The organism is Mesorhizobium sp. Root554, assembly GCF_001427025.1.
Classification (GTDB): domain Bacteria; phylum Pseudomonadota; class Alphaproteobacteria; order Rhizobiales; family Rhizobiaceae; genus Mesorhizobium.
Window position 1 is genome coordinate 3,683,188 of sequence record NZ_LMGA01000001.1, and the last position, 22,461, is coordinate 3,705,648.

General features: G+C 62.9%; 17 protein-coding genes and 1 tRNA gene. 11 read left to right on the top strand and 7 right to left on the bottom strand.

The window, feature by feature from the left end; genetic code table 11:
• The first annotated feature begins 50 nt into the window (after positions 1-50).
• From ASD44_RS17770 to ASD44_RS17790, 5 genes are all read left to right on the top strand, one after another.
• Positions 51-1,505: a helix-turn-helix transcriptional regulator gene (locus ASD44_RS17770; protein ID WP_056115021.1), complete on the top strand. Its 1,455-nt coding sequence runs from the start codon at positions 51-53 to the stop codon at positions 1,503-1,505.
• A 248-nt stretch (positions 1,506-1,753) separates the two neighbouring features.
• Positions 1,754-2,851: a polyamine ABC transporter substrate-binding protein gene (locus ASD44_RS17775; protein ID WP_056115024.1), complete on the top strand. Its 1,098-nt coding sequence runs from the start codon at positions 1,754-1,756 to the stop codon at positions 2,849-2,851.
• 75 nt (positions 2,852-2,926) lie between these two features.
• Positions 2,927-4,066 (top strand): ABC transporter ATP-binding protein, encoded by a 1,140-nt coding sequence (locus ASD44_RS17780; RefSeq protein ID WP_056115027.1) that lies wholly within the window; start codon positions 2,927-2,929, stop codon positions 4,064-4,066.
• A 9-nt stretch (positions 4,067-4,075) separates the two neighbouring features.
• Positions 4,076-5,041, top strand: a complete 966-nt coding sequence (locus ASD44_RS17785; protein ID WP_056115031.1) for an ABC transporter permease subunit — start codon at positions 4,076-4,078, stop codon at positions 5,039-5,041.
• 3 nt (positions 5,042-5,044) lie between these two features.
• Positions 5,045-5,863: an ABC transporter permease subunit gene (locus tag ASD44_RS17790; RefSeq protein WP_056115035.1), complete on the top strand. Its 819-nt coding sequence runs from the start codon at positions 5,045-5,047 to the stop codon at positions 5,861-5,863.
• 15 nt (positions 5,864-5,878) lie between these two features.
• Here ASD44_RS17790 and ASD44_RS17795 read toward each other — a convergent pair whose 3' ends face one another.
• On the bottom strand, positions 5,879-7,744 hold the full coding sequence (locus ASD44_RS17795; protein ID WP_056115038.1) for an AsmA family protein: 1,866 nt from the start codon (positions 7,742-7,744) through the stop codon (positions 5,879-5,881).
• A gap of 177 nt (positions 7,745-7,921) precedes the next feature.
• Here ASD44_RS17795 and ASD44_RS17800 point away from each other — a divergent pair, with 177 nt between their 5' ends.
• Entirely contained in the window at positions 7,922-9,880 is a 1,959-nt protein-coding gene (locus ASD44_RS17800) for an acetoacetate--CoA ligase (RefSeq protein ID WP_056116478.1), read from the top strand.
• A 258-nt stretch (positions 9,881-10,138) separates the two neighbouring features.
• On the opposite strand, the gene ASD44_RS17805 is transcribed toward ASD44_RS17800, so the two are convergent.
• A complete protein-coding gene (locus tag ASD44_RS17805) occupies positions 10,139-14,011 on the bottom strand; it encodes a PAS domain S-box protein (protein ID WP_056115041.1) in 3,873 nt (1,290 codons plus the stop codon).
• A 250-nt stretch (positions 14,012-14,261) separates the two neighbouring features.
• On the opposite strand from ASD44_RS17805, the gene ASD44_RS17810 reads away from it, so the two are divergent.
• From ASD44_RS17810 to ASD44_RS17820, 3 genes are all read left to right on the top strand, one after another.
• Positions 14,262-14,711, top strand: a complete 450-nt coding sequence (locus tag ASD44_RS17810) for a phasin (RefSeq protein WP_056115044.1) — start codon at positions 14,262-14,264, stop codon at positions 14,709-14,711.
• A gap of 276 nt (positions 14,712-14,987) precedes the next feature.
• Positions 14,988-15,064: transfer RNA gene (locus tag ASD44_RS17815), tRNA-His, on the top strand.
• 178 nt (positions 15,065-15,242) lie between these two features.
• On the top strand, positions 15,243-15,500 hold the full coding sequence (locus ASD44_RS17820) for a DUF768 domain-containing protein (protein ID WP_056115047.1): 258 nt from the start codon (positions 15,243-15,245) through the stop codon (positions 15,498-15,500).
• A gap of 87 nt (positions 15,501-15,587) precedes the next feature.
• On the opposite strand, the gene xseA is transcribed toward ASD44_RS17820, so the two are convergent.
• Together xseA and ASD44_RS17830 are read right to left on the bottom strand one after the other, a co-directional pair.
• Positions 15,588-17,231: an exodeoxyribonuclease VII large subunit gene (gene xseA, locus ASD44_RS17825; RefSeq protein ID WP_056115050.1), complete on the bottom strand. Its 1,644-nt coding sequence runs from the start codon at positions 17,229-17,231 to the stop codon at positions 15,588-15,590.
• A gap of 54 nt (positions 17,232-17,285) precedes the next feature.
• Positions 17,286-18,242, bottom strand: coding sequence for a LysR substrate-binding domain-containing protein (locus tag ASD44_RS17830; RefSeq protein WP_056115053.1), 957 nt, complete (start codon positions 18,240-18,242; stop codon positions 17,286-17,288).
• Positions 18,243-18,416: 174 nt separating this feature from the next.
• Here ASD44_RS17830 and ASD44_RS17835 point away from each other — a divergent pair, with 174 nt between their 5' ends.
• Positions 18,417-18,707 (top strand): DUF1127 domain-containing protein, encoded by a 291-nt coding sequence (locus ASD44_RS17835; protein ID WP_056115056.1) that lies wholly within the window; start codon positions 18,417-18,419, stop codon positions 18,705-18,707.
• Between the two features lie 128 nt (positions 18,708-18,835).
• Here the strand turns inward: ASD44_RS17835 and ASD44_RS17840 are convergent, their stop codons facing one another.
• Both ASD44_RS17840 and ASD44_RS17845 read right to left on the bottom strand, forming a co-directional pair.
• Positions 18,836-19,783, bottom strand: a complete 948-nt coding sequence (locus tag ASD44_RS17840) for a DUF937 domain-containing protein (RefSeq protein WP_056115059.1) — start codon at positions 19,781-19,783, stop codon at positions 18,836-18,838.
• 88 nt (positions 19,784-19,871) lie between these two features.
• Positions 19,872-21,245: a glutamate--cysteine ligase gene (locus ASD44_RS17845; protein ID WP_056115062.1), complete on the bottom strand. Its 1,374-nt coding sequence runs from the start codon at positions 21,243-21,245 to the stop codon at positions 19,872-19,874.
• Between the two features lie 268 nt (positions 21,246-21,513).
• On the opposite strand from ASD44_RS17845, the gene ASD44_RS17850 reads away from it, so the two are divergent.
• The gene (locus ASD44_RS17850) at positions 21,514-21,762 is read left to right on the top strand and encodes a hypothetical protein (protein ID WP_056115066.1); all 249 of its coding nucleotides are present in this window, start codon (positions 21,514-21,516) and stop codon (positions 21,760-21,762) included.
• A gap of 7 nt (positions 21,763-21,769) precedes the next feature.
• Here the strand turns inward: ASD44_RS17850 and ASD44_RS17855 are convergent, their stop codons facing one another.
• A complete protein-coding gene (locus ASD44_RS17855; protein ID WP_056115070.1) occupies positions 21,770-22,408 on the bottom strand; it encodes a DNA-3-methyladenine glycosylase I in 639 nt (212 codons plus the stop codon).
• Positions 22,409-22,461 lie beyond the last annotated feature (53 nt).

Sequence of the window (22,461 nt, forward strand, 5' to 3'; positions counted from 1 at the left end):
TGTGGATTCAGTGTTGATGCGGTCTGTAAATAGCTGTCAAAGGCACAGATATGGCTGAACAGAAAATCTTTGCCGGACCGCGTATCCGTCGCATCCGCAACGCCAAGGGCCTGACCCAGACTGCGATGGCGGAGGGGCTGGGCATCTCGCCCTCCTATCTGAACCTGATCGAGCGCAACCAGAGGCCCATCACGGTCCAGCTCATCCTCAAGCTGGCGTCGGTCTACAAGGTCGAGCCGGAGGAATTGCAGGGCGAGGCGCGGGGCTCCATCGCGGCGTTGCGCGAGGTCTTCTCCGACCCGCTGCTGGCGGGCGAACTGCCGGGCGATCAGGAACTCATCGAGATCGCCGAAGGCGCGCCGAACGCTTCCGCCGCGGTGATAAAGCTGTTCCGCGCCTATCGTGAGCAAGCCGAGCGCCTGTCCGATCTCAACGAACTGCTGGCGCGCGAGGGTAGAGGCACAGCCATCTCGAGCGCACGGTTGCCGCTCGATGAAGTGCAGGAGGTTTTCGAGCGCGGTTCAAATCATTTTGCGGCAATCGAGGCCGAGGCTGAGGCATTTTCCGCTCTGCTCGATCCGGGCGACGATCTGATGGCGGCGCTGGCCTCATGGCTCAGGCGCGAGCACGGCATCGTCGTCAAGGTGCTGCCTGTCGCCACAATGCCAAACTGGCGTCGTCGTTATGACCGGCATTCGCAGCGCCTGTTCATCTCGGAGCGCCTCTCGCCGTTCGACCGGCTGCGTGAAATCGCGATGGAAGCCTGCCTCATCCGCATGGACGTCGCGGTCGCGGCGGAAATCCAGATGATGAAGTTCGCCAGCGCGGAAGCGCGGCGGCTGGCCCGTTTCGAGCTCGGTCGTTACGCTGCGCACGCGCTGATGATGCCTTATCGGCCGTTCCAGCAGGCTGCGCTGCGCAGCCTCTGCGACATCGATGTCCTGCGCTCCCGTTTCGGCGTGTCTTTCGAGCAGGCGGCCAATCGCCTGACCACGCTGCAGCGTTCTGGTTCGGCGGGGGTGCCGTTCTTCATGCTTGAGGTCGACAATGCCGGCAACCGTTTCCGCCGCGCTGGCGCGCAGGGCTTTCCACACAGCCGCTTCGGCGGCGGTTGTCCGAAGCTGCCGGTCCATGCAGCCTTCACCCAGCCAGGCCAGATATTTGTCGAAGCCGTCGAGATGCCGGACGGCGCCCGCTTTCTCTGCATCGCGCGCACCCTCGAAGGTCCACAGGGCGCGTTCAACGAACGGCCGCGCCGCACCGCGATCCTGCTCGGCTGTGACCTCAGCTTCCGCAATGACGTCGTTTATGGCGGGGCGCTTTCCGCCCTGTCGTCAGGGGCCGCTTCGAACCGTGACCAGCATGCCATGGAGGCCACGCCGATCGGCCCTGCCTGTCGCCTGTGCGAACGCACCGGCTGCCTGTCGCGCGCCGCGCCGCCGGTGACGCGGCCGCTCGGTCTCGACGAGATGGTGAGTGGGCTTAGCGCCTTCGATTTTCAGTGAATTGCGCCGCCGCGTCGGCGAGCCGTCCCCCCTCCCGCTCGCTCCGAGGTTTGTCATTGACAATGGCGCGGCGCGGCGGGCAGTCTCCAATCTCGGCAACAACCAGACAGGCGTATCTTGCCAAGTTTCTGCGTAGGTCCGTTCGCGCTCGGATCATCACGTCCTGAACCCGGCTGTGCCGGTGCGAGGGCGTGTGCATGCGGGGTTCGCGTCGCGAGAAGACGCCTCAATCTCAAAAGGAGAATTCCATGATCCGCAAAGCGCTTTGGCTTTCCGCGGCCGCCGTCGCAGTTCTGGTCACGTTTGGCGCACAGGCCCAGGAACGCGTGGTCAATGTCTTCAACTGGTCGGACTATATAGACTCTTCGATCGTTGACGATTTCACCAAGGAAACCGGCATCAAGGTTGTCTACGACGTCTACGACTCCAACGAGATTCTAGAAACCAAGCTGCTGGCCGGCGGCAGCGGTTATGACGTGGTGGTGCCGACCGCAACGCCGTTCCTGGCGCGGCAGATCGAGGCCGGCGTCTACCAGAAGCTGGACAAGTCCAAGCTGCCGAACCTCACCAACATGTGGGACGCGGTGTCCGAGCGCGTCGCAAAGTTCGATCCCGGCAACGAATATTCCGTCAACTACATGTGGGGCACCACAGGCATCGGCTATAACACCAAGAAGATCAAGGAAGCGCTGGGCGTCGACGCGATCGACAGCTGGGATTCCGTCTTCAAGCCCGAGAATATCGCCAAGCTGGCTGGCTGCGGCGTCTATTTCCTCGACTCGCCGACCGACATCATTCCGACGGCGTTGAATTATCTCGGCCTCGTTCCGGACTCGACCTCGCCGGATGATATCGCCAAGGCCGAGGAACTGCTGCTCAGCATCCGTCCTTCCATCCGCAAGTTCCATTCCTCGGAAATGATCAACGCGCTGGCCAATGGCGACATTTGCCTGGCCGTCGGCTTCTCGGGCGATCTGTTCCAGGCCCGCGACCGCGCCGCCGAGGCGGATCAGGGCGTCGACATCGCCTATGTGATCCCGAAGGAAGGCGCCGAAATGTGGTTCGACCAGATGGCCATTCCGGCCGACGCCAAGCATGTCGAGGAGGCGCACGCCTTCATCAACTACATGATGAAGCCGGAAGTCATCGCCAAGTCCTCGAACTATGTCTTCTACGCCAACGGCAACAAGGCCTCGCAGCCTTTCATCGACAAGGAAGTGCTGGACGACAAGGCGATCTACCCGGACGAGGCGACCATGGCCAAGCTGTTCACCGTCAAGCCCTACGATCCGAAATCGCAGCGGTTGATCACCCGGTCGTGGACGAAAATCGTCACGGGCCAATAGGCGATCAGATTCGAACCCCGGCAGTCCATCGTCGGGGTTCGTCCTTTGACGGAGCAAGGCAGGACGGAGTGGGACATGAAATCGCTTGGCAGCATCCGCCGGAAATTCGCCCCGTGGAACGATCCTGACGCCAAGCCTTATATCGTCTTCGAAAACGTCACCAAGAAGTTTGGCGATTTCATCGCCGTCAACGATCTTTCGCTGGCTATTTTCGAGCGCGAGTTCTTCGCGCTGCTCGGCGCTTCGGGCTGCGGCAAGTCGACCCTGTTGCGGATGCTGGCCGGTTTCGAAGAGCCGACCTCAGGGCGCATCCTGCTCGATGGGCAGGATCTGCGCGGCATCCCGCCCTATCGGCGGCCCGTCAACATGATGTTCCAGTCCTATGCGCTGTTCCCGCATATGACGGTGGAAAAGAACATTGCCTTCGGCCTGAAGCAGGAAGGGATGCCTGCCGCGGAAATCGACAAGCGCGTCGCCGAGATGCTCAGGCTGGTCAAGCTCGAGCAATTCGCCAAGCGCAAGCCGCACCAGCTTTCCGGCGGCCAGCGCCAGCGTGTGGCGCTGGCGCGTTCGGTGGCGAAACGGCCGAAGGTGCTGCTGCTCGACGAGCCGCTGGGCGCGCTCGACAAGAAGCTGCGCGAGGAAACCCAGTTCGAACTGATGGATTTGCAACAGGAATTGGGTCTGACCTTTGTCGTGGTCACTCACGATCAGGAAGAGGCGATGACCATGGCCGACCGCATCGCCATCATGGACAAGGGGCAGGTCATGCAGGTGGCGACGCCGGCCGAGGTCTACGAGGCGCCGGCATCGCGCTTCGTCGCCAACTTCGTCGGCAATGTGAACATGTTCGAGGGCACGGTGGCGGATCGCACGCAAGACACGGCGCGCATCACCGGCGCCAGCGGCGCGCAAATTCTGGTTGAGAATGCTGCCGATACCGTTGCCGGCGCAGACGTCGCCTTCGCCATCAGGCCGGAGAAGATCAGGGTGTCGTCGAAGAAGCCGGCCGATGCCGTCAATGCGCTGGAGGGCGAGGTCTACGACATCGCCTACCTCGGCGACATGACCGTCTACCATGTGCGGCTGGACGACGGGCAGATGGTGCGGGCCTCCATGCTGAACGCGACGCGCGAAATCGACGATCCGCTGACCTGGGACGACCGCGCCTGGATCTCATTCCGGCCGAATGCCGGTATTGTGCTGACGCGGTAGGAGGCGACCATGACGGACGCAACCGCAACGGCCGGCACTGTGGCAACGCCTTCCAGCGGACCGCCCACGAGCTTTCTCCAGTCGATCGTCAACCGGCTGGTGATCATCGTTCCCTATGTCTGGCTGCTCTTCTTCTTCCTCATACCGTTCGTCATCGTCTTCAAGATTTCCCTGTCGGATACGGCGAGGGCGATGCCGCCCTATGTCCCGACATTCGATATCTCAAAAGGCTTTGGCTCCCTGCTCGCCGGCTTGCGCGAGCTGGATTTCGAGAACTATCTGTGGCTTGCCGGCGACCCTCTATATTTCAACGCCTACATTTCCAGCGTCGTCGTTGCCGCGATCTCTACCGTTCTGGCGCTCCTGGTCGGCTACCCCATCGCCTACGGCATGGCGCGCGCGCCCGCGACGATCCGGCCGACGCTGCTGATGCTGGTGATCCTGCCGTTCTGGACCTCGTTTCTGATCAGGGTCTATGCCTGGATCGGCATCCTCAAGCCCGAAGGGCTCCTCAACCAGTTTCTCCTGTCCGTCGGCGTCATCAGCCAGCCGCTGGTCATCCTCAACACCTACGCCGCGATCTTCATCGGCATCGTCTATTCCTACCTGCCGTTCATGGTGCTGCCGCTTTATTCGTCGCTGGAGAAGATGGACCATTCGCTGATCGAGGCGGCACAGGATCTTGGCTGTCCGCCCATCACGGCATTCTGGAAAATCACTTTCCCGCTGTCGCTGCCCGGCGTTGTCGCCGGCTGCCTGCTGGTCTTCATTCCCGCAGCCGGCGAATTCGTCATTCCCGACCTGCTCGGCGGCTCGCGGACGCTGATGATCGGCAGGACGCTGTGGAACGAATTCAATTCCAATGGCGACTGGCCGGTCGCGTCGGCTGTGGCGGTCGTCCTGCTGTTGATCCTGATCGTGCCGATCGTCCTTTTCCAGCACATGCAGGCCAAGGCCCAGGAACAGGGGAGATAGGCCATGAACACCGTCTGGAGCCGCTTCAACATCGCATCCATCGTGCTCGGTTTCGCGTTTCTCTACCTGCCAATCGTGCTGCTGGTCGTCTTCTCCTTCAATGAATCGAAACTCGTCACCGTCTGGGGCGGCTTCTCGACCAAATGGTATGTCTCGCTGTTCCACAACCAGGGCTTGATGGACGCGGCATGGGTCACCATCAGGGTCGGGCTGATATCTGCAACCGTGGCGACCGTTCTCGGCACGCTCGCCGCGCTCACCCTGACCCGCTATACACGCTTCAAGGGCCGGCTTCTGTTCAGCGGCATGGTCTTTGCGCCTCTGGTCATGCCGGAGGTCATTACCGGACTTTCCCTTTTGCTTTTGTTCGTCGCCGTCAATCTCGATCGCGGATTTTTCACCCTGACGCTCGCCCACATCACCTTCTCGATGTGCTTCGTCGCCGTGGTGGTGCAGTCGCGGCTGCTGACCTTTGACCGGTCGCTGGAAGAGGCGGCCATGGATCTCGGCGCGCCGCCGGTCAAAACCTTCTTCCAGATCACGCTGCCGGTGATCCTGCCAGCCATCGTCTCGGGCTGGATGCTGGCTTTCACGCTATCCATCGATGACCTTGTCATTTCTTCATTCACGTCTGGTCCGGGCGCCACCACCCTGCCGATGAAGATTTACAGCCAGGTCCGTCTCGGCGTGACGCCGGAGATCAACGCCGCCTGCACCATCCTGATCGGCTTGGTGGCCACCGGCGTCGTCATCGCCTCCGTCGTCAACAAGCAGCGCGAGGTCCAGCGTCTGCGCGACGAGCAGATCGCGCTGCGCGGCTGATCCTGCTCTCAGGGGCTAGTTGGCTGTCTGCTCGCGGTTGATCGGCGAGATGAACGGCGTGTTCCAGGTTCCGCCGACGAAGAAGGTTGCCTGGCGGGCAGCAGGCTGGCCGTTCGCTGCTTCGGCCGGCGGCGCCGGCGGATTGCGCGGCACGATTCCGCCGAACAAGGCGAGCCCACGTCCGGCATAGGGCACGATGCCGGATAGCCAGATCTTCTGCTGCGGCGAGTTCGCTTCGGCCTTGTCCAGCCGTGCCACGCCTTTGGAGATTGTCGCTTTGAGCTCAGCCCCGTCGATGGGGACGCTGCCGTCGGCGACCTCGTTGAGCGGGAAGAAGCCGCCTTCCTGGCTGCGCTTGAGAAATTCCGGCAAATTCAGTCCGCCGAGCGAGCCGGAACCGAAATTGGCGCTGACCGAGCCATCGGCATTTTCGAGGATGCCGTCCCATGTCCTGCCGGGTCCTTTGAGGATCACGGAAACGGTGCCCTTCGCCGTCGGCACCAGCCGTTGCATTCCTGCCGCTGCGCCGAAGGCCGCGCCGTCGATGTCGGATGCCAGCAGCTTAATCTCCGCCTGCGTGCCTTCCGGCTTGCGGTCGAAGCGCAGGCTGGCCTGAATCGTGCCACCGAAGGCCGTCGCGTCGGAAATATCGAACACGGAAAGGCTGTCCTTCACCTGCGCTGTCGCCGCCACATCGGTCATCTGAACCGCGCCGGCGCTGGCGCTGGCGGCTGACAATCTGAGATCCAGGTTGACGCGCGCTGTGTTGCCCATGCCGGACGGCTCCTGTGGGGCTGGGCTTCCGGGCATGGCAATCGGTGTAAAAGCGGCCAGAAAGGCGCTCAGATCGAGCGTTTCGAACGCCAGTGTTCCGGCGACAACCGGTACCGGCTCGGAAAACGAAAAGTCCAGCGCGCCCATGCCGGGGTTCTTGTCGAGGCTGATCTCGGTGCTGTCCAGCTTGATCCTGCCCATACCGCCGCTGACTTTGCTCGATACGGATAATGCCCCGATAGCAGCCCCCGAAGCCGTGGTCGTTCCGGACCAGTCGAGAGCCCTGCGCAGCGACGGCGCCGAGAATTTGGCCAGGCCGTCGATGTAGGAGTTTTCGGACACATTGACCGTGCCATCGAACGAGAATGTAGCCGGCGTCGATTTCACCGAAACGGTCAGAGGCGCGGTGCCGCCGGCAAGAAGCAGCAGCGGTTTCGCCGACGCGATATCGACCGACACGCTTTCGCCATTCCATATGCCGTTGGCCGAAACCGTGCCGCCGCCATTCAGCGTCGCCCAGCCGACACGGCCGTTGAGGCTGGTGAGAATTTCCGTTTCCTTGCCATCGGCGGCGGTAATGACGCGCCCATCCCGGAATTCGACTGTGCCGAACGGATCATTCGGCAGCCGGCCGGTATCGGGGTTCGCCGGATTGGCCTCGACCACGTCGCGCGCGGTGTCGATCGAACGCGTGATGCGTCCGCCAGTCGGCAGGGCAGGCAGGAAAAAACCCTGGGCAGTGTGCTCGACCCGCAGTGTCGGCCTGATCAGCCGGGCGGTCGAGAACACCACGTCGCCGCGCAGCGCCGCCATCGCCGATAGATCGATTTCGACCCGTTCGGCATCGATGACGGGCGGACTGTCGGGTTCCGACCATTTCGACAGCGTCACATCGGTCAAGATCGCCTGGAATTTCGGCCAGACCTGGATTTGCGGGGTGCCGTCGATGGCCACGCGAAAACCGCTCCAGGCGCTCATTTCCCAGGCGATGCGGTCGCGCACGATCCGCGTTGACGCGAAATAGGGCAGGGCCACCAGCGCGAACGCGGCGACGACCACGGCAAAGCCGATCGCCAGTAAGCTGCGCCGGATAAAAACTGATGACATCGCGCCTGTTATCGTCTCGCCGAGAATCGCCGCAAAGGTGTAACCCGTGCCTGACGCATTACAAGTCTTTATGACCCGGCCATGGCGGCTTTGCGTTTTTGCACGTTGACTGGCGCGAGCCTTGCGTCGCAGTAGCGCTTTGTGCTTTTAGGCCGGGAAGAAAGCATGGAGTGCGATGTGACGTCCGACAAACCTCTCTGGGTTCCGTCTCCGCAGCAGATCGCCACGGCGTCCATGTCGGATTTCATGCAGGCGGCCAGCGCCATGGCCGGGCGGAAATTGTCCTCCTACGCACAATTGCATGATTGGTCCATCGCCGAGAGCGAGCGCTTCTGGGACCTAATCTGGAATTACTGCGGCGTTGTCGGTGACAAAGGCGACCGCGTCCTCATCGACGGCGGGAAAATGCCCGGCGCCGCCTTCTTTCCCGACGCCAGCCTGAACTTTGCCGAAAACCTGCTTCGCAAGCAGGGCGCTGCGGAGGCCATCGTGTTCCGCGGCGAAGACAAGATCGAACGCCGGCTTACCTGGAACGACCTCCACGCGCTTGTTTCGAGGCAGCAGCAGCTTTTTGTCTCGCTGGGCGTCAAGCAGGGCGACCGCATCGCGGCGATGATGCCGAACATGCCCGAAGCGGTCGCGGCGATGCTTGCGGCTGCCTCGCTCGGCGCTGTGTGGTCTTCCTGTTCGCCCGATTTCGGCGAGCAGGGCGTGCTCGATCGCTTCGGCCAGATCGAACCAGTCGTTTTCCTCGCGCCGGATGGCTACTGGTACAATGGCAAACCGCAGGAAACGGGCGCCAGGGTCGCTGCCATCGCCGCCAGGCTTCCCACGGTCCGCAAAGTGCTGATCGTCGACTATCTCGGCACATCCGTCGACGTGGCGGCGACGATCCCGAACGGCGCGGCGCTCGAAGACGCGCTTGCGCCCTTCACGGCGAAGACGGTTTCGTTCGCACGGCTTCCTTTCTCGCACCCGCTCTACATATTGTTTTCGTCGGGCACGACCGGCATTCCCAAATGCATCGTCCACAGCGCCGGCGGCGTACTGATCCAGCACCTGAAGGAGCATCGCCTGCACGCCGGCCTGATGGAGGGCGACCGCTTCTTCTATTTCACCACCTGCGGCTGGATGATGTGGAACTGGCTGGTTTCGGGGTTGGCATCCGGCGCCACGCTCCTGCTCTACGACGGCTCGCCTTTCTATCCCGACGGCAACGCGTTGTTCGATTTCGCCGACGCGGAGAAGATGACCTATTTCGGCACATCGGCGAAATTCATTGATTCCGTCCGCAAGGCAGGGCTCGAGCCGATCCGCACGCACGATCTCACCGCGGTGAGGACGATCTCGTCGACGGGATCGCCGCTTTCGCCCGAAGGCTTTCGCTTCGTTTATGACGGGATCAAGAAGGACATCCATCTTGCCTCGATCTCCGGCGGCACCGATATCGTCGCCTGCTTCGTGCTCGGCGTTCCCATACTCCCGGTGTGGGAAGGCGAGATACAGGGCGCCGGCCTCGGCATGGCCGTCGATGTCTGGGACGAGGACGGCAGGCCCATTCGTGAGGAGAAGGGCGAACTGGTCTGCACCAAGCCGTTCCCATCCATGCCAGTCGGTTTCTGGAACGATCCTGACGGCACGAAATATCACGGCGCCTATTTCGAGCGTTTCGACAATATCTGGTGCCATGGCGATTTCGCCGAATGGACGCCGCATGGCGGCATGATCATCCACGGCCGCTCTGACGCGACGCTGAACCCCGGCGGCGTTCGTATCGGCACGGCTGAAATCTACAATCAGGTCGAGCAACTGCCGGAGATCGCCGAGGCCATTTGCATCGGCCAGGATTTCGAGGACGATGTGCGGGTGGTGCTTTTCGTCAGATTGGCGGAAGGCGTCACACTCGATGCCGGCCTGGAGAAACGCATCCGCGACAAGATAAGGACTGGCGCCAGCCCGCGCCATGTCCCGGCGCGCATCCTGGCTGTTGCGGACATTCCGCGCACCAAGTCGGGCAAGATCACCGAACTTGCCGTGCGCGACGTGGTCCATGGCAGGGCCGTCAAGAACCAGGAAGCGCTGGCCAATCCCGAGGCACTTGCGCTGTTCCGCGACAGGTCGGAACTGGCGACATAGCCGGATTTGGCGGCAGCAATATGGTTAACGAATGGTGTCGCCGAAATTTACCTAGATTTCACGAGTGGTACACATTCGTAAATTTTCCGGCGGACCGGTAAGGTTTTGTTAAGCTCCGGCCTCGATAGTCGCACATAACTTGAGGGAGAAATCCCGTTTCCGCTTTGGCGGACCGATTTCACTCAGGCCCGTCGTGACAAATCCCCTACTTCAGGCGCCCTTGCGGCGCCTTTTTCTTTTGTATTCCTAGGCTTGCGTTCAATCGGCAAGAACGCGGGTCGACGGGAAGGCGACCTCGACAAGCGTCCCCTCGCCAGGTGTCGAACTGATGGTGAACCGCGCCCGGTTGGCCTCCACCATAGCCTTCGTCAACGGCAGGCCAAGGCCGGTGCCGTCGCCGCGCCCGCGCCGCAGCGCATTGATCTGCTTGAACGGTTTCAGAGCCTGTTCGATTTCCGCCTGGTTCATGCCGACGCCGGTGTCACGCACCCGCATGACCACGTCGCCGGAGGCTTCATATGCGGTAGACACAATCACCTGTCCGCCCGCTTGCGTGTAGCGGATGGCGTTCGACAGCACGTTGAGCGCGATCTGGCGGATCGAACGAAGGTCGGCAACCACCTCCGGCACGCGCGAGGCGAAACTGGAGCGGATGATGACACGTTCGCGGTTGGCCTGCGGCTGCATCAGCGCCACGGTTTCAGCGAGCGTGTCGTTGAGCGACACTGCCTCGTAGTCCATCTCCTGCTGACCGGCTTCGATCTTGGAAATGTCCAGAAGGTCGTTGACCAGATCCAGCACATGGTTGCCGGAACGGTTGATGTCGCGCAGATAGTCACGGTAGCGGTCGTTCGAGACCGGGCCGAACTTCTCGTCCACCATCAATTCCGAAAAACCGATGATGGCGTTGAGCGGCGTGCGGATTTCGTGGCTGATGCGGGCGAGGAAATCGGTCTTCTGCGACGAAGCCCGTTCGGCGACGGCGCGGGCCTGGGTGAGGTCTTCCTCGGCGCGCTTCCACTGGGTGATGTCACGCACCACGGCACAGAAACCGCTGTCTTCCGGCAACCTGCCGATGGTCATGAACAGCGGAATGAAACGTCCTTCCGCCTCGCGTCCAATGACCTCGCGTCCGTCGTTGAGCACGCTCGCCACGCCAGGTTCGGAAAGGCCGGCGAGATAATCGCGTGCGGCGCGCTGGCTTTCGATGGCGAACAGCGATGCGAACGGCTTGCCGGCCACATCGTCGCTGTCGAAGCCGAAAAGCGCCTCCGCCGGCCGGCTGATCGACTGGATGTTGCCTTCCGGATCGATGAGGACGACACCGTCGGTCGCGGTGTCGATGATGGTGCGCATTTCAGCGACACGCGCCTTGAGTTCGGAAACGTCTGGCTGCGTAACGCCGGCGCTGCTTGCCGCGAAGGACGGACCTTCGACGCTGCCTTTCGGTTCAGTCGTCGGTTGGATCACCATCATCAACGCCTTGCCGTCGCGCCATGGCACCGAGCGAAGCAGCGCATCGACGGGCAGTTCTCGTCCGTCAGCCGTCCTCAGCCGCAGGGATCGATCCGCCGTATCCAGGGCGGTATCGTCGGTATAAGTATCGACAAAAAGGGCATCGAGGCCACCCACCGCCTCCAGCCCGGCCAGGGACTTGTAGCCTGTAAGCGCGAAGAATTCCTCGTTGGCGTAATGCAGCGCATCTCCCGAATGGATCAGCACCGGCACCGGCAGTCTGGCCATCAGCGAGGTATCAGAGCCTGTGGCCGCAAAGGCCGAGGGCAGGAACCCTTCGGCGCGCAGGGGCGGCGACTGGCGCGCAGGGCGCTCATCGTCGTCTGGCGTGGCGGCCGTCGTTTCGACGGGCAGGGTTTCGTCGTCGCGCGCATCGCGGAAATCGGCGGCGGCGGTGCTGTCATCATCGTCGGCGAAATCCAGCAGGGAGCGGCCGGATTGCCGGTCATTCGAATTCGACGGGGAATCGACCCCGTCCAGCCTGGCGAGGTCTGCCTGATTCTCCGTGTCGTCGATCTCGTCGAGGTTCGCGCCGTCGTCGATCGCGCCGGCGTCTTCCTCTTCGGCAAAATCGAGCAGCGAACCGCCGCCATATTTGCCGGGCTCGGTCGCGGGGGTGCGCAAATCCCGGTCTGGATCTTCCTCGGCGGGCTCCGTTGATGCCGTAGGCGCCGCGGGAACAACGGGTTCGGCGCTTTCGCCTGGGGCGGAACCATGCGGTTCCAGCGCTGCCGTGGCCGCCAGATGCGGTTCCGAACCAGCCTCGATATCGACTTGCGTGTTTTCCACCCCGCTTTCGGCGGGCGTCTCCCCGGATGCTGTCTCTTTTTTCTCCACCGGGATGGCGCCGTTGTCTTTCTTCAGTCGCTCGCCGATTTCACGGAAGGCGCTGCGCTCGACCGTGGAAAGGCCCTTGTCGTTGGCGGGCTGACGGTGCTCGGCCAGCCTGATGACCTTGTCGGCAAAACGGCGGTCCTGTTTCGGCACGATGCTCAATGCCGGTACTTCACCCTTGAACGGGTCGTCCGGCGACGCTTCGCCGTGGGGCGGTGGTGCCAGTGGTCCCGAGGTGTTGTCCGGCTGCGCCGGCTGGCCGCCATTCTGTTCGCCGTCGGGTGCTGCATTGGGCACCAGCGCCAGCCCGATCTTCTCGGGGTCATCGACGGCATCGCCGGGGCGCGCGACACCGAAGCCGCGGAAGCCTTCGAAGGTCCGGCTGCGGCCATAGACAGGCAACGCCGCCAGATCGACGGGCACCTTCAACCCGGTTCCTGCCAGCGGCCAGAGCACCGAGCGGCCCGACCACGTGTCGCGCCGTTCCAGGAGGCCGCTGATTTCGCCGCTCGGATCGAGCCCGAAGGCGACTGCGACGTCCCTGAAGCGCCGGCCCAGAACGTCGGCAGCCGTCTGTCCGACAGCAGCGGCGAATTCAGGCGAGACGGCGCTGAACCTGCCTTCCGCGTCCGTGCGCCAGACGAAGCGCCGAGGCGTGGCGTTGCGATCGATCGTGGGAGCAGGTTCTTCGACCTTCTTACCGACGGTTTCAGGAGCATGGGTTGCCATGACGGGTTCGCCGTCGTCCGCAGCTGTCCCGGAGCCGGCTATCGCCGGTTCTCCGTCCTCGTGGCCGATGTCCGAACCATCCGCGGAGGCTTTTTCCTCGGTCGCCGAAGGTTGTTGCGGGTCCGATGGCGTCGGATCGCCTCGCTCTTCGCTGAAATACCAATGGTCGTGATGCCCGGCTCCGACTGACGTACTTTTTCCGGGTTTCGATGACGTACCGGCATCGGCTGGCGCAGCGCCCCCTGCAGCCTGCGCCACCGGTTCAGATCGCGGCGCCGTTTCCGGATCGCTTGTGCCCACGCTTGGCGTTATTGATCGATCCTTGCCGACTTCGGCAGTCTCGGCTTGCGTCTGGAACGGTTCTTTCGTCTCATCCTCGTCGGCCAACTGCTCCTCGTCGATAACCACCAGGAGGTGGCGCACGGGTTCGTCGGCAAGCCGCGCGAGACCCGACGGGTAGCTTCTGTCGTTTGCGGCGATCAGGCGTTTGACGATACGGTCGCTTTGATAAGCCACCTCGGCCACCAGCTTCGCCAGCGTGGCGCGCGGAATGGCGAGCGCTTCGAAACCGGCCGATGCCGCCTCGATGTCGCCATTGCCGTCGACAAAGGCAAGGAACTGCCCCTTCTGCGTGAAGCCGCTGAGAGCACGGCGCTTCATATCCGGCGCACCGGAAGACCCGGCCTGTGCCGCGGGTACGGCAAGCAGGATCGCCTTCTCGCCGTCCGGCAGCGTCATGGCGCTGGCCATGAAACCGACGGTGCGGCTCATGATGCCGCCGGCCAGCCGCACCGTGATCGGATGGTCGACGCCGATGTCCGGGAAACCTTCCACAGCCAGGATATGCCGTTTGGCCACTGGCGGCAGGTGCGGCGAAGCGCCGACCATGCTTTCAATGTCGGAATAGCCGAAGAGCGCCGCCCCCGGACCATTGGCCCAGATGACCTCCTCCATGTCAGTCGACAGAATAGCCAGCGCATCGCCGGCGGCGAAACGCTTCCGCACCGCGTCCAGCACGGTGACATCAAGGAAAGAGTAGCTTTCTGAAGGCATGCGCTTCGGCGGCTCTCGCAAATCGGAACGGTGCAGTTAACGCTTTGTTAATAAAAGCCTGTGGCCCGAAGGTCCACAAGGCAGTCTACGCCCGCGGCGGAAATTCGGCACGTGGTTAACGGTGGAAACTTGTGATTATGGTGCAGCGCAACAAAAATATTGCATTGCACCATAAACTGCCTTATATTGCCCATCATAGATGAACGAGACGGCTTTCTGCCAAAGCCGCTGACGCCGAAAAGGATGGAAAATGTCCAAGATCAAGACCGCCGATACCGTTGAGTTCCCGAGCTTCGACGCCGCCAAGGCCACCGATCAGTTCCGCGCCTTCACCGAGAAGGGCGTCGAGCAGTCGAAGGAAGCCTATGCCAAGCTGAAGACCGGCGCCGAGGAAACCCAGAAGGTGCTCGAAAACACCTACGAGACCGTAAAGGGCGTTTCCAACGATTTTTCGCTCAAGGCGATCGCCGCCCTTCGTGCCAGCACGGAAGCCAATTTCTCGCATCTCGAAGCGCTTCTTGGCGCCAAGTCGCTGTCCGAAGTCGTTGAGTTGCAGACCTCGTTCCTGCGCAAGCGCGTTGAAATGACCGTCGATCAGGCCAAGGAATTGCAGGCTGCCGGCACCAAGGCCGCCGAGGATGTTTCCAAGCCGATCAAGACCGCCTTCGAAAAGGCGTTCAAGGACCTCAAGGTCGCCTGAAGCCGCAGAGGCAATTGTGAATACCCGGCCGGCGGTTCCTCCTCCCTCCGTCCGCCGGGATAGCGGCCAGCACCTCCCGCTGGCCATTTATAGGAAAAGGCCGGCACCTCCTCCCGCCGGCCTTTTTCTTTGCCTGTTTGCAGGCGCATGGGTGCTACGCCTTTTTGGCATTCCAAGAGCCTTGAATTTATGTCCGATTGTTCGTAAGTGACGCATCGCCGATTGAAGGAGCGGCAGACGAAGACAGAGCTTCGTTGATCATGCTCAGGCGCTTGCGCCGTTGTAGCTCAGATGGTTAGAGCGCCGGATTGTGGATCCGGAGGTCGCTGGTTCGATCCCAGCCAACGGTACCACCTCCCAAGGAACTGAATTGACTTTGGAAATCGACTTCAATCGGGCTTCGTACCTTAAATCCGGCTTGCCGGGTTGCCTCGCCGTGGCGACTCGGATTCAATTGACCGGGCGGCATCCTTTTGAGATGCCGTACGTTTACGGCGATCAAAGTGGCGTAACCGGAGCAGGTTATTCATTATGAGCGAACATGCGATCGAGTTTCTTCAGGAGTGGATTGGCGAGAAATGCCAAGCTCCCAGCGAACCGATCAGGATAGAAAAGCAGGCCGAGGCGCTCGCGAGAGAGTGTTGCGCCAAGGCGGCTGAGGCCGGCATCCCGCTGGAGGATATCCAGGAGGAAGTCGGCGACATTCAGGAGCTCATCGCTTCGCGGCTGGAAGACGCCGTCGAGGCCGAACAGTCCGGCGACAAGAATCCGCTCCGGAAAGCTGGATAGGCAAGGGTGCGGAACACCCGAGCGTCATTGATGCCGGGACACATGCCACCAGCCGCCTGTCGCAATGTTCCACGTTAGGGTCTGAGCCTAGAACAGCGATCCCTGGTTTCCGGGGTCCTTCGGCTTTGGGCGCGGTTTTGCCGCCGGCGGCGCTGCGGTCGTCGCTTCGGCGTCCCCTGCTGCCACGGCATGTATGGTGCCGTCGGCAAAGCGAAGTTCCAGCCCGCCGCCCACCACGACTTCCGCGGCGCGCCTGACCAGCTTGCCCGCATCGTCGAGCACCAGTGCGTAGCCGCGCTCGAGGATCGACTGTTCCGATAGTTTGAGTGTCGAGAGCAGCCGGTCGGCCTGTGTCAGCCTCGCCCTTAAGCGTTCCATCCGCACGGTCAGCGCTTGCTCATGCCGGCGCGCGGCGCTTGTCAGCCGGTCCGCGGCCTCTCGTCTCGATCTTTGCAGCGGTTGCAAACTGATGCGGGCCTGCGCGGCGTCGAATCGCTGCCGTTTTCGCGCCAGGGCTGCTTTTGCACATTTCGGCAATTGATCGGAGGCGCGACGCAGTTCCGCCCGCCTCGTGTTTGCTATGCCGCGCAAGGCAGCCTGCCCCCGCAGCACATCCCGCTCGGTCAACTTGCGCCATTCTGCGATACGCCGCATCAGGGTCGCGGTCGAGAGCCGCGCGCCATCGAGCCGCGCCCGCTTGCGATGAACGCCGACCGTGAGGCCGCGGCCGAGCCGACCCGTCGCTTCGTCGAACCGGCGTCGCGGTACGGCCAGCAGTTGGTCGGGCGAGGGCAGGGCGCGCGCCGCAGCCCGCACTGCCTGCCGCTTGCGGTCCACCGTTCTTGCAGTGCAGGCCTTGAGCCGCGCGCCGAGATTGGCGAGCGTCGCTTCGAGGTCTGCCCTCACGGGCACGGCAATCTCGGCGGCGCCCGTTGGCGTCGGCGCGCGGACGTCCGCCGCAAGGTCGATCAGCGTCCAGTCGGTTTCATGCCCGACCGCCGAGATGACCGGAATGTCGGAGGCGGCGACGGCGCGCACCAGCGCCTCGTCGTTGAACCCCCACAAATCCTCCAGGCTGCCGCCGCCACGCGCGATGATCAGAAGATCGGGCCGCGCGATCGATCCGCCTTCCGCCAGCGCGTTGAAACCTACAACGGCCGCGGCCGCTTCCGCGCCTGCCGTCTCGCCCTGAACCCGCACCGGCCAGACCACCACATGCAACGGGAAGCGGTCGGCCAGGCGGTGCAGGATATCGCGGATCACCGCGCCGGTCGGCGAGGTGACGACGCCGATCACGCGGGGCATGTAGGGCAGAAGCTGCTTGCGCGCCGGGTCGAAAAGCCCTTCGGCCTGCAGCTTGCGTTTGCGTTCCTCAAGCAGCGCCATCAGCGCGCCGGCGCCGGCCGGCTCCAGGCTTTCGATGACGATCTGGTATTTGGACGATCCCGGGTATGTGGTGAGCTTGCCGGTGGCGATCACCTCCATGCCCTCTTCAGGGCGGAAGCGCAGCCGGCTCATCGTGCCTTTCCACACCACAGCTTCAAGGCGGGAGCGGTCGTCCTTCAGCGCGAAATAGGCGTGGCCCGACGAATGCGGGCCGCGATAGCCGGAAATCTCGCCGCGCACCCGCACATGGCCGAACTGGTCCTCGACCGCGCGCTTCAAGGCGCCTGATATCTCGCTCACCGTATATTCGGTGGCGTTTGTGCGTGATTCGGTTGCTTCGCTCATGGCGCGATTGACCGCCCGTGGACCCGGTCCGTCAAGGGCAGCTCATGCTGCGTGCTACCAACCCGGCACAAGCTGGTTCGGCTTCCCGCGTTTCATCCTGGCGGCGGCCAGCAGGGCGAAATCGAAGCTGCCGGCATCCTCGCCAAGCGGCACGGAAATATTGTCAAGGCTCTCCGAGATGTGCCGCGCCAGCGCATCGACGATCTCCGGCCGGCTGGTCTGGCCGCGCATGATGCCGATGCGGCAATCGGGCAGGGCGCCGAAGCCGTCGGCTTCGCCCAGCACCCGCATGCCGGGCCGCAGCGCGCATTCCGGCAGCACCGAGATCGCCAGGCCTGAAAGCACCGCGGCGGTGATGACGGTGGCGGAAAAGCTGGTGAAGAGAATGCGGTAGTCGCGGTTCATGGCGTCCAGCACGTCGCAACCAGCCCGCCGCCAGATGCAGTTCGGCCGGCCGAAGGCCATCGGCAGCACTTCCTGCTCATGCGTCGCATGGTTGGCCGACGTGACCCACAGCAACGGCTCGCGCCGCACCACTTCCGATTGGCCGCGCGCGTCGTTGTGCGTCACCAGAGCGAGGTCGAGATTGCCGCGCTTGATGTGCTCGACGAGGCCCGGCGTCGGCTCGCAGACGACCGTCAGCTCCACACGCGGATTGGACCGGGCGAAACGGGCCATGATCTCGGGCAGGAAGCGGTCGGCATAATCGTCCGGCGTGCCGATGCGGATCGTGCCTTCCAGGCGGGTGTCATCGAAGGCGGCAAGCGTTTCGCGGTTCAGGAAGAGCAGCCGGCGGGCGTAGGACAGAAGCCTTTCGCCTTCCTCGGTCAGCTTGTTGGTGCGGCCTTCCTTCTCGAACAGCGGCTTGCCGATCCGCTCTTCCAGCCGGCGCATCTGCATCGAGACGGCCGATTGCGTGCGATGCACTTCCTCCGCCGCCCGGGTGAAGCTGCCGGTGTCGGCGATGGTGACAAAGGTCTGCAACTGGTCGAGATCAAGCGGCGCTTTCATCGATCTAATCCATCATGACAGTTGATGATATAGATTAGAAACATTCGTTGGATTAATCAATTCTCCCGTGGGAGATTGTCACCGTCCACATGAATCCATGTGAATCGGATTGGAGCCGCCGCGCATCGCGTGGCGGAAGGCCTTTTCGCGACCCTGAGATGAGGAAGAACGACAATGACGACGTATGACTTCGCTGGCGAAACCTCGCGCATCACTTCGCGCCCGGCCGTTGCGACGCGCGTAGTCATTGCCGTGGCCAATTTCTACCGAGCCTGGAAAAACCGTCGCGCCTTTTATCGCCTCGGCGAGATGTCCGACGCGGAACTCGCGGATATCGGGCTTACCCGTTCTGATCTGCACGTCGCCATCGACGTGCCGTTCGGCAGCGATCCCACGGTCAAGCTTCGTTGCATCACCGGCGCACGCACCGGCACCATCGAGGATTTCGCCCGGCAGGTGGCTTGAGTTTCATCGCCGCGGGTGTCGCCCAAGCGGCAAGAGTTACGCAGGCTCCCACACTCCCACCGGTTCCCCACAACCGGTAGCCTGCTTGCTGGCCCGGTCCTCGCGGACCGGGCTTTTTTTGTGCGCGACTACCGCCGGTCCATGCCCTTCAGGAACTGGTCGAACACGGAGCCGATATTCTTCTCGTAGTCGTCGCGCTGCTGGCTGCCGGTCTCGAACATCTTGCCGAAAATGTCGTCGTAAGGGTTGCGCTGCCGTCCGCTCGGGTTCTGCTGCGGCTCAGGCGCTCGCCGCTGCTGCGGCGCGGGGCGGCCTGTCGAGGTTCCGGCGGGACCGCCTGCCTGGCCACCCGTCTGGCCGCCCAGCATATCCTGCAGGATTTTGCCCCATGGACTGTCACCAAGCGGATTCTGCGGCGCCTGCTGCTGCGTCCGGCCTTGCGGTGCCTGCTGCTGGGCGCCGCCGCCGAACATGTCTTTCAGCACCTTGCCGAACGGGTTGTCACCGAATTGATCCAGTGGATTTTGCGATTGTGGCGCCTGGCGCTGCTGCGGGGCGGTCTGGCCGCCGCCCATGCCGCCGCTCTGCTTCATCATCTCCTCGATGATCTGCCCCAGCGGATTGTTGCCGCCGAAGCCGCCCGCCCCCTGCATCTGGTTGGTGGATTGCTTGAACAGGCCGCCCATCACCATCGAGGCGATCACCGGCAGCATCTGCTGCAGCGTCTGCTGGCCGAGGCCGGTCGCCTGCGAAGCCTGGGCGGCGACGGCGCGCGAAAGGTCCTTCGAGCCGAACAGATGACCGAGTATGCCGTTGCCTTCCTGCACGCCCTGCGGGGAAAAGGCCTTCGAGGCGTCCTCAAAATATTTCGCGTGCTGGCCGCTGGCGAGCGCGCTCATGAAAGCACCGACGCCGTACGGATCGGAGGCATTGCGCTTCAGCCCCTGGCTGAAAGCCGGCATCAGCGCCTCGACGGCGGTTTGCGCCTGCTGTTGCGAAAGCCCGAACTGCCTGGCGAGCTGGTCAATTCCCTGGCCGTTCTGCGCATTGGCCAGCATGTCGATCAAGGGAAGCATGGGGTTCCTCCTCGGATTGCTCAGGAAATAACCCTAGAGTGTTTCCCTGACCGATTGAAGGGTGAAACGCAGGCCGGCCAGCCGGCGGTCAGTAGGCGTATTCCATGAACACCGGCTCGATGGAGCCGCCCCAGCGCGTGTGATAGGCGTTGAGCATTTCCTCGGCGCTGGTGGTGCCGCGCGCGACCACTTCCTCAAGCGTGTAGAGGAACGAGGTCTCGTCATAGCCATCCTGATTGAGCTGGCCGCGGCGCTTGAGGCCGTCGCGGGAAATCGCCAGCACGTCGCGCGCCATCTCGCGCAGGGTCGTGTTGCGGAATGGCGCGCCGATGCCGAGTTCCGGCACGGCGTTGCGCATGGCCAGCACTTCCTCGTAGCTCCAGTTCGACGTGAAAGTCTCGGCAGCATCGAGCGCCGCCTCATCGTAGAGCAGGCCGACCCAGAATGCGGGCAGGGCGCAGATGCGCCGCCAGGGGCCGCCATCGGCGCCGCGCATTTCGAGGAAGCGCTTCAGCCGCACATCCGGGAATAGCGTGGAAAGGTGGTTCGCCCAATCGCCCATGGTCGGCACCGGGTCGGGAATCTCCGTGCGTGCGCCGCCTTGCATGAACTGGCGGAAGGTCACGTCCGTCATGTCATGGTAGCGGCCGTCGCGGATGATGAAATACATAGGCACGTCCAGCGCCCAGTCGACGTAGTCGGCAAAACCGAAATCCGGCGAGAAGCAGAATTCGAGCAGGCCAGACCGCTGGTTGTCGGTGTCGCGCCAGATGTCGCCGCGCCAGCTGCGCAAGCCGTTTGGCTTGCCATCGGTGAACGGCGAATTGGCGAACAGCGCGGTCGAGAGCGGCTGCAGCTTCAGCGACACCTGCATCTTGCGGCGCATGTCTCTTTCGCTCTCGAAGTCGAGATTCACCTGGATGGTGCAGGTGCGGTACATCATGTCCAGCCCCTGCGTGCCCACCTTGGGCATGTAGCGGGTCATGATCTCGTAGCGGGATTTGGGCATTTTAGGGGTCTGCGCCAGCGACCATTTGGGGCTGCCGCCAAGGCCCAGGAAGCGCACGCCGAGCGGCTCAGCGATCTCGCGCAGCTGCGCCAGATGGGCGTTGCCCTCGCGGCAGGTCTGGTGGATATTTTCGAGCGGGGCGCCGGACAGCTCGAACTGCCCGCCCGGCTCCAGCGAAATCGCGCCCTGGCCGGTCGGCTCCACCAGGCCGATGACGCGCCCCTCGTCGATGATCGGGTCCCAGCCGAGCTTGTGCTGCATCCCCTCCAGAATGGCGCGGATTCCCTTGTCGCCGCCGTAGGGTACGGGCGCGTGGCCGTCTATGTAGAAGGGAAACTTCTCGTGCTCGGTGCCGATGCGCCACTTGTCACGCGGCTTGCAGCCTGCGGCGAGATATTCGGCAAGCTCGTCAATTCCCTGGATAGGTTGGGAATCCGTTGTATCGCGCGCCATGTGGCACTTCTCCTTGAGCGGCGGTTGCGGGCCGCCGCGCTTGATGGACGAAATGCCGCCAGCCTATCAAGCGAAAAATCCTGAGCCACAGTTCAACAGGGCTTGATGAAGATCAGGCTGCGTTGCCGGAACCGTCTGCCGGGTTGCGTTCACGGCATCTTAACGGGCGTGGCAGCAAGACCAAAAACGAAACAATTCCGCCATTTTCGCAGCATTGTGCCGACACAATCGCGGCCGATGATTTCGCATCAGGCTAGGGGGCTTTGCCATGGCAACGGCAGGCGATTTTCAGATGCTCGATCGAGACGAGGTACGCTCGGGTGCGGCACGGCTGCCCCGTGCTGAATCCGGTTTGATCGCCAGCCGGCCAGCCGGACCTTTCGACATCGCCTCCGACGCGGTGAAAACCACGACGGCGAGGGATACGCTGGTCACCGCCCTGCTGGTGATCTATCCGGCTTTCGCGACCGTGGCAGCGATCGTCGTCGGGCTTGCGTTGACGCGCGGCGTCGGATGATCGGCTGTCAGGGCCGTTTGAAGGCCTTGCGCTCCGCTTCCACGCTTTCCCGGCACATGCACCCCTCGAGATGGTCATTGACCAGTCCCATCGCCTGCATGAAAGCATAGACCGTCGTTGGCCCGACGAAGCTCCAGCCACGTTTCTTCAGTTCCTTTGAAATCCTCGTCGAGACTGCCGTCGTCGGATTGGCGCGCAGATGCGCCAGATCCACGATCTCAGGCCGCTCCTCCGCCTTCGGCTCGAATTGCCAGAACCATGCGGCCAGCGAGCCGGCCTCGTCCGCAAGTTCCCGTGCGCGCCTGGCATTGTTGATCGTCGAGACGATCTTGCCGCGATGGCGGATGATGCCGGCATTGCCGAGAAACCGCTCGACGTCCGTATCGGTGAATTTGGCGACGCGATCAAAATCGAAACCGGCGAAGGCCTCGCGGAAATTGTCGCGCTTGCGCAGGATCGTCAGCCACGAAAGGCCGGACTGGAAGCCTTCGAGGCAGATCTTTTCGAACAGCCTCGTGTCGTTGGCGACCGGCCGGCCCCATTCGTGATCGTGATAGTGGAGATAGTCCGGCAGATTGCCGTGCCAGAAGCACCGCATCGCGCCGTCCGGTCCGGCGATCAGGCCATTTTGATCACTCGATGCCATTTCTGGCTCCTGCACAGCGTCTTTACCGGCGCTTTACCAGATTCTTGAACCCC

What these genes read in the sequence shown, in the direction of transcription:
- ASD44_RS17770 (WP_056115021.1), top strand. Translation starts at nt 51, where the DNA reads ATGGCTGAACAGAAAATCTTTGCCGGACCGCGTATCCGTCGCATCCGC.
- ASD44_RS17775 (WP_056115024.1), top strand. Translation starts at nt 1,754, where the DNA reads ATGATCCGCAAAGCGCTTTGGCTTTCCGCGGCCGCCGTCGCAGTTCTG.
- ASD44_RS17780 (WP_056115027.1), top strand. Translation starts at nt 2,927, where the DNA reads ATGAAATCGCTTGGCAGCATCCGCCGGAAATTCGCCCCGTGGAACGAT.
- ASD44_RS17785 (WP_056115031.1), top strand. Translation starts at nt 4,076, where the DNA reads ATGACGGACGCAACCGCAACGGCCGGCACTGTGGCAACGCCTTCCAGC.
- ASD44_RS17790 (WP_056115035.1), top strand. Translation starts at nt 5,045, where the DNA reads ATGAACACCGTCTGGAGCCGCTTCAACATCGCATCCATCGTGCTCGGT.
- ASD44_RS17795 (WP_056115038.1), bottom strand. Translation starts at nt 7,744, where the DNA reads ATGTCATCAGTTTTTATCCGGCGCAGCTTACTGGCGATCGGCTTTGCC.
- ASD44_RS17805 (WP_056115041.1), bottom strand. Translation starts at nt 14,011, where the DNA reads ATGCCTTCAGAAAGCTACTCTTTCCTTGATGTCACCGTGCTGGACGCG.
- ASD44_RS17810 (WP_056115044.1), top strand. Translation starts at nt 14,262, where the DNA reads ATGTCCAAGATCAAGACCGCCGATACCGTTGAGTTCCCGAGCTTCGAC.
- ASD44_RS17820 (WP_056115047.1), top strand. Translation starts at nt 15,243, where the DNA reads ATGAGCGAACATGCGATCGAGTTTCTTCAGGAGTGGATTGGCGAGAAA.
- xseA (WP_056115050.1), bottom strand. Translation starts at nt 17,231, where the DNA reads ATGAGCGAAGCAACCGAATCACGCACAAACGCCACCGAATATACGGTG.
- ASD44_RS17830 (WP_056115053.1), bottom strand. Translation starts at nt 18,242, where the DNA reads ATGAAAGCGCCGCTTGATCTCGACCAGTTGCAGACCTTTGTCACCATC.
- ASD44_RS17835 (WP_056115056.1), top strand. Translation starts at nt 18,417, where the DNA reads ATGACGACGTATGACTTCGCTGGCGAAACCTCGCGCATCACTTCGCGC.
- ASD44_RS17840 (WP_056115059.1), bottom strand. Translation starts at nt 19,783, where the DNA reads ATGCTTCCCTTGATCGACATGCTGGCCAATGCGCAGAACGGCCAGGGA.
- ASD44_RS17845 (WP_056115062.1), bottom strand. Translation starts at nt 21,245, where the DNA reads ATGGCGCGCGATACAACGGATTCCCAACCTATCCAGGGAATTGACGAG.
- ASD44_RS17850 (WP_056115066.1), top strand. Translation starts at nt 21,514, where the DNA reads ATGGCAACGGCAGGCGATTTTCAGATGCTCGATCGAGACGAGGTACGC.
- ASD44_RS17855 (WP_056115070.1), bottom strand. Translation starts at nt 22,408, where the DNA reads ATGGCATCGAGTGATCAAAATGGCCTGATCGCCGGACCGGACGGCGCG.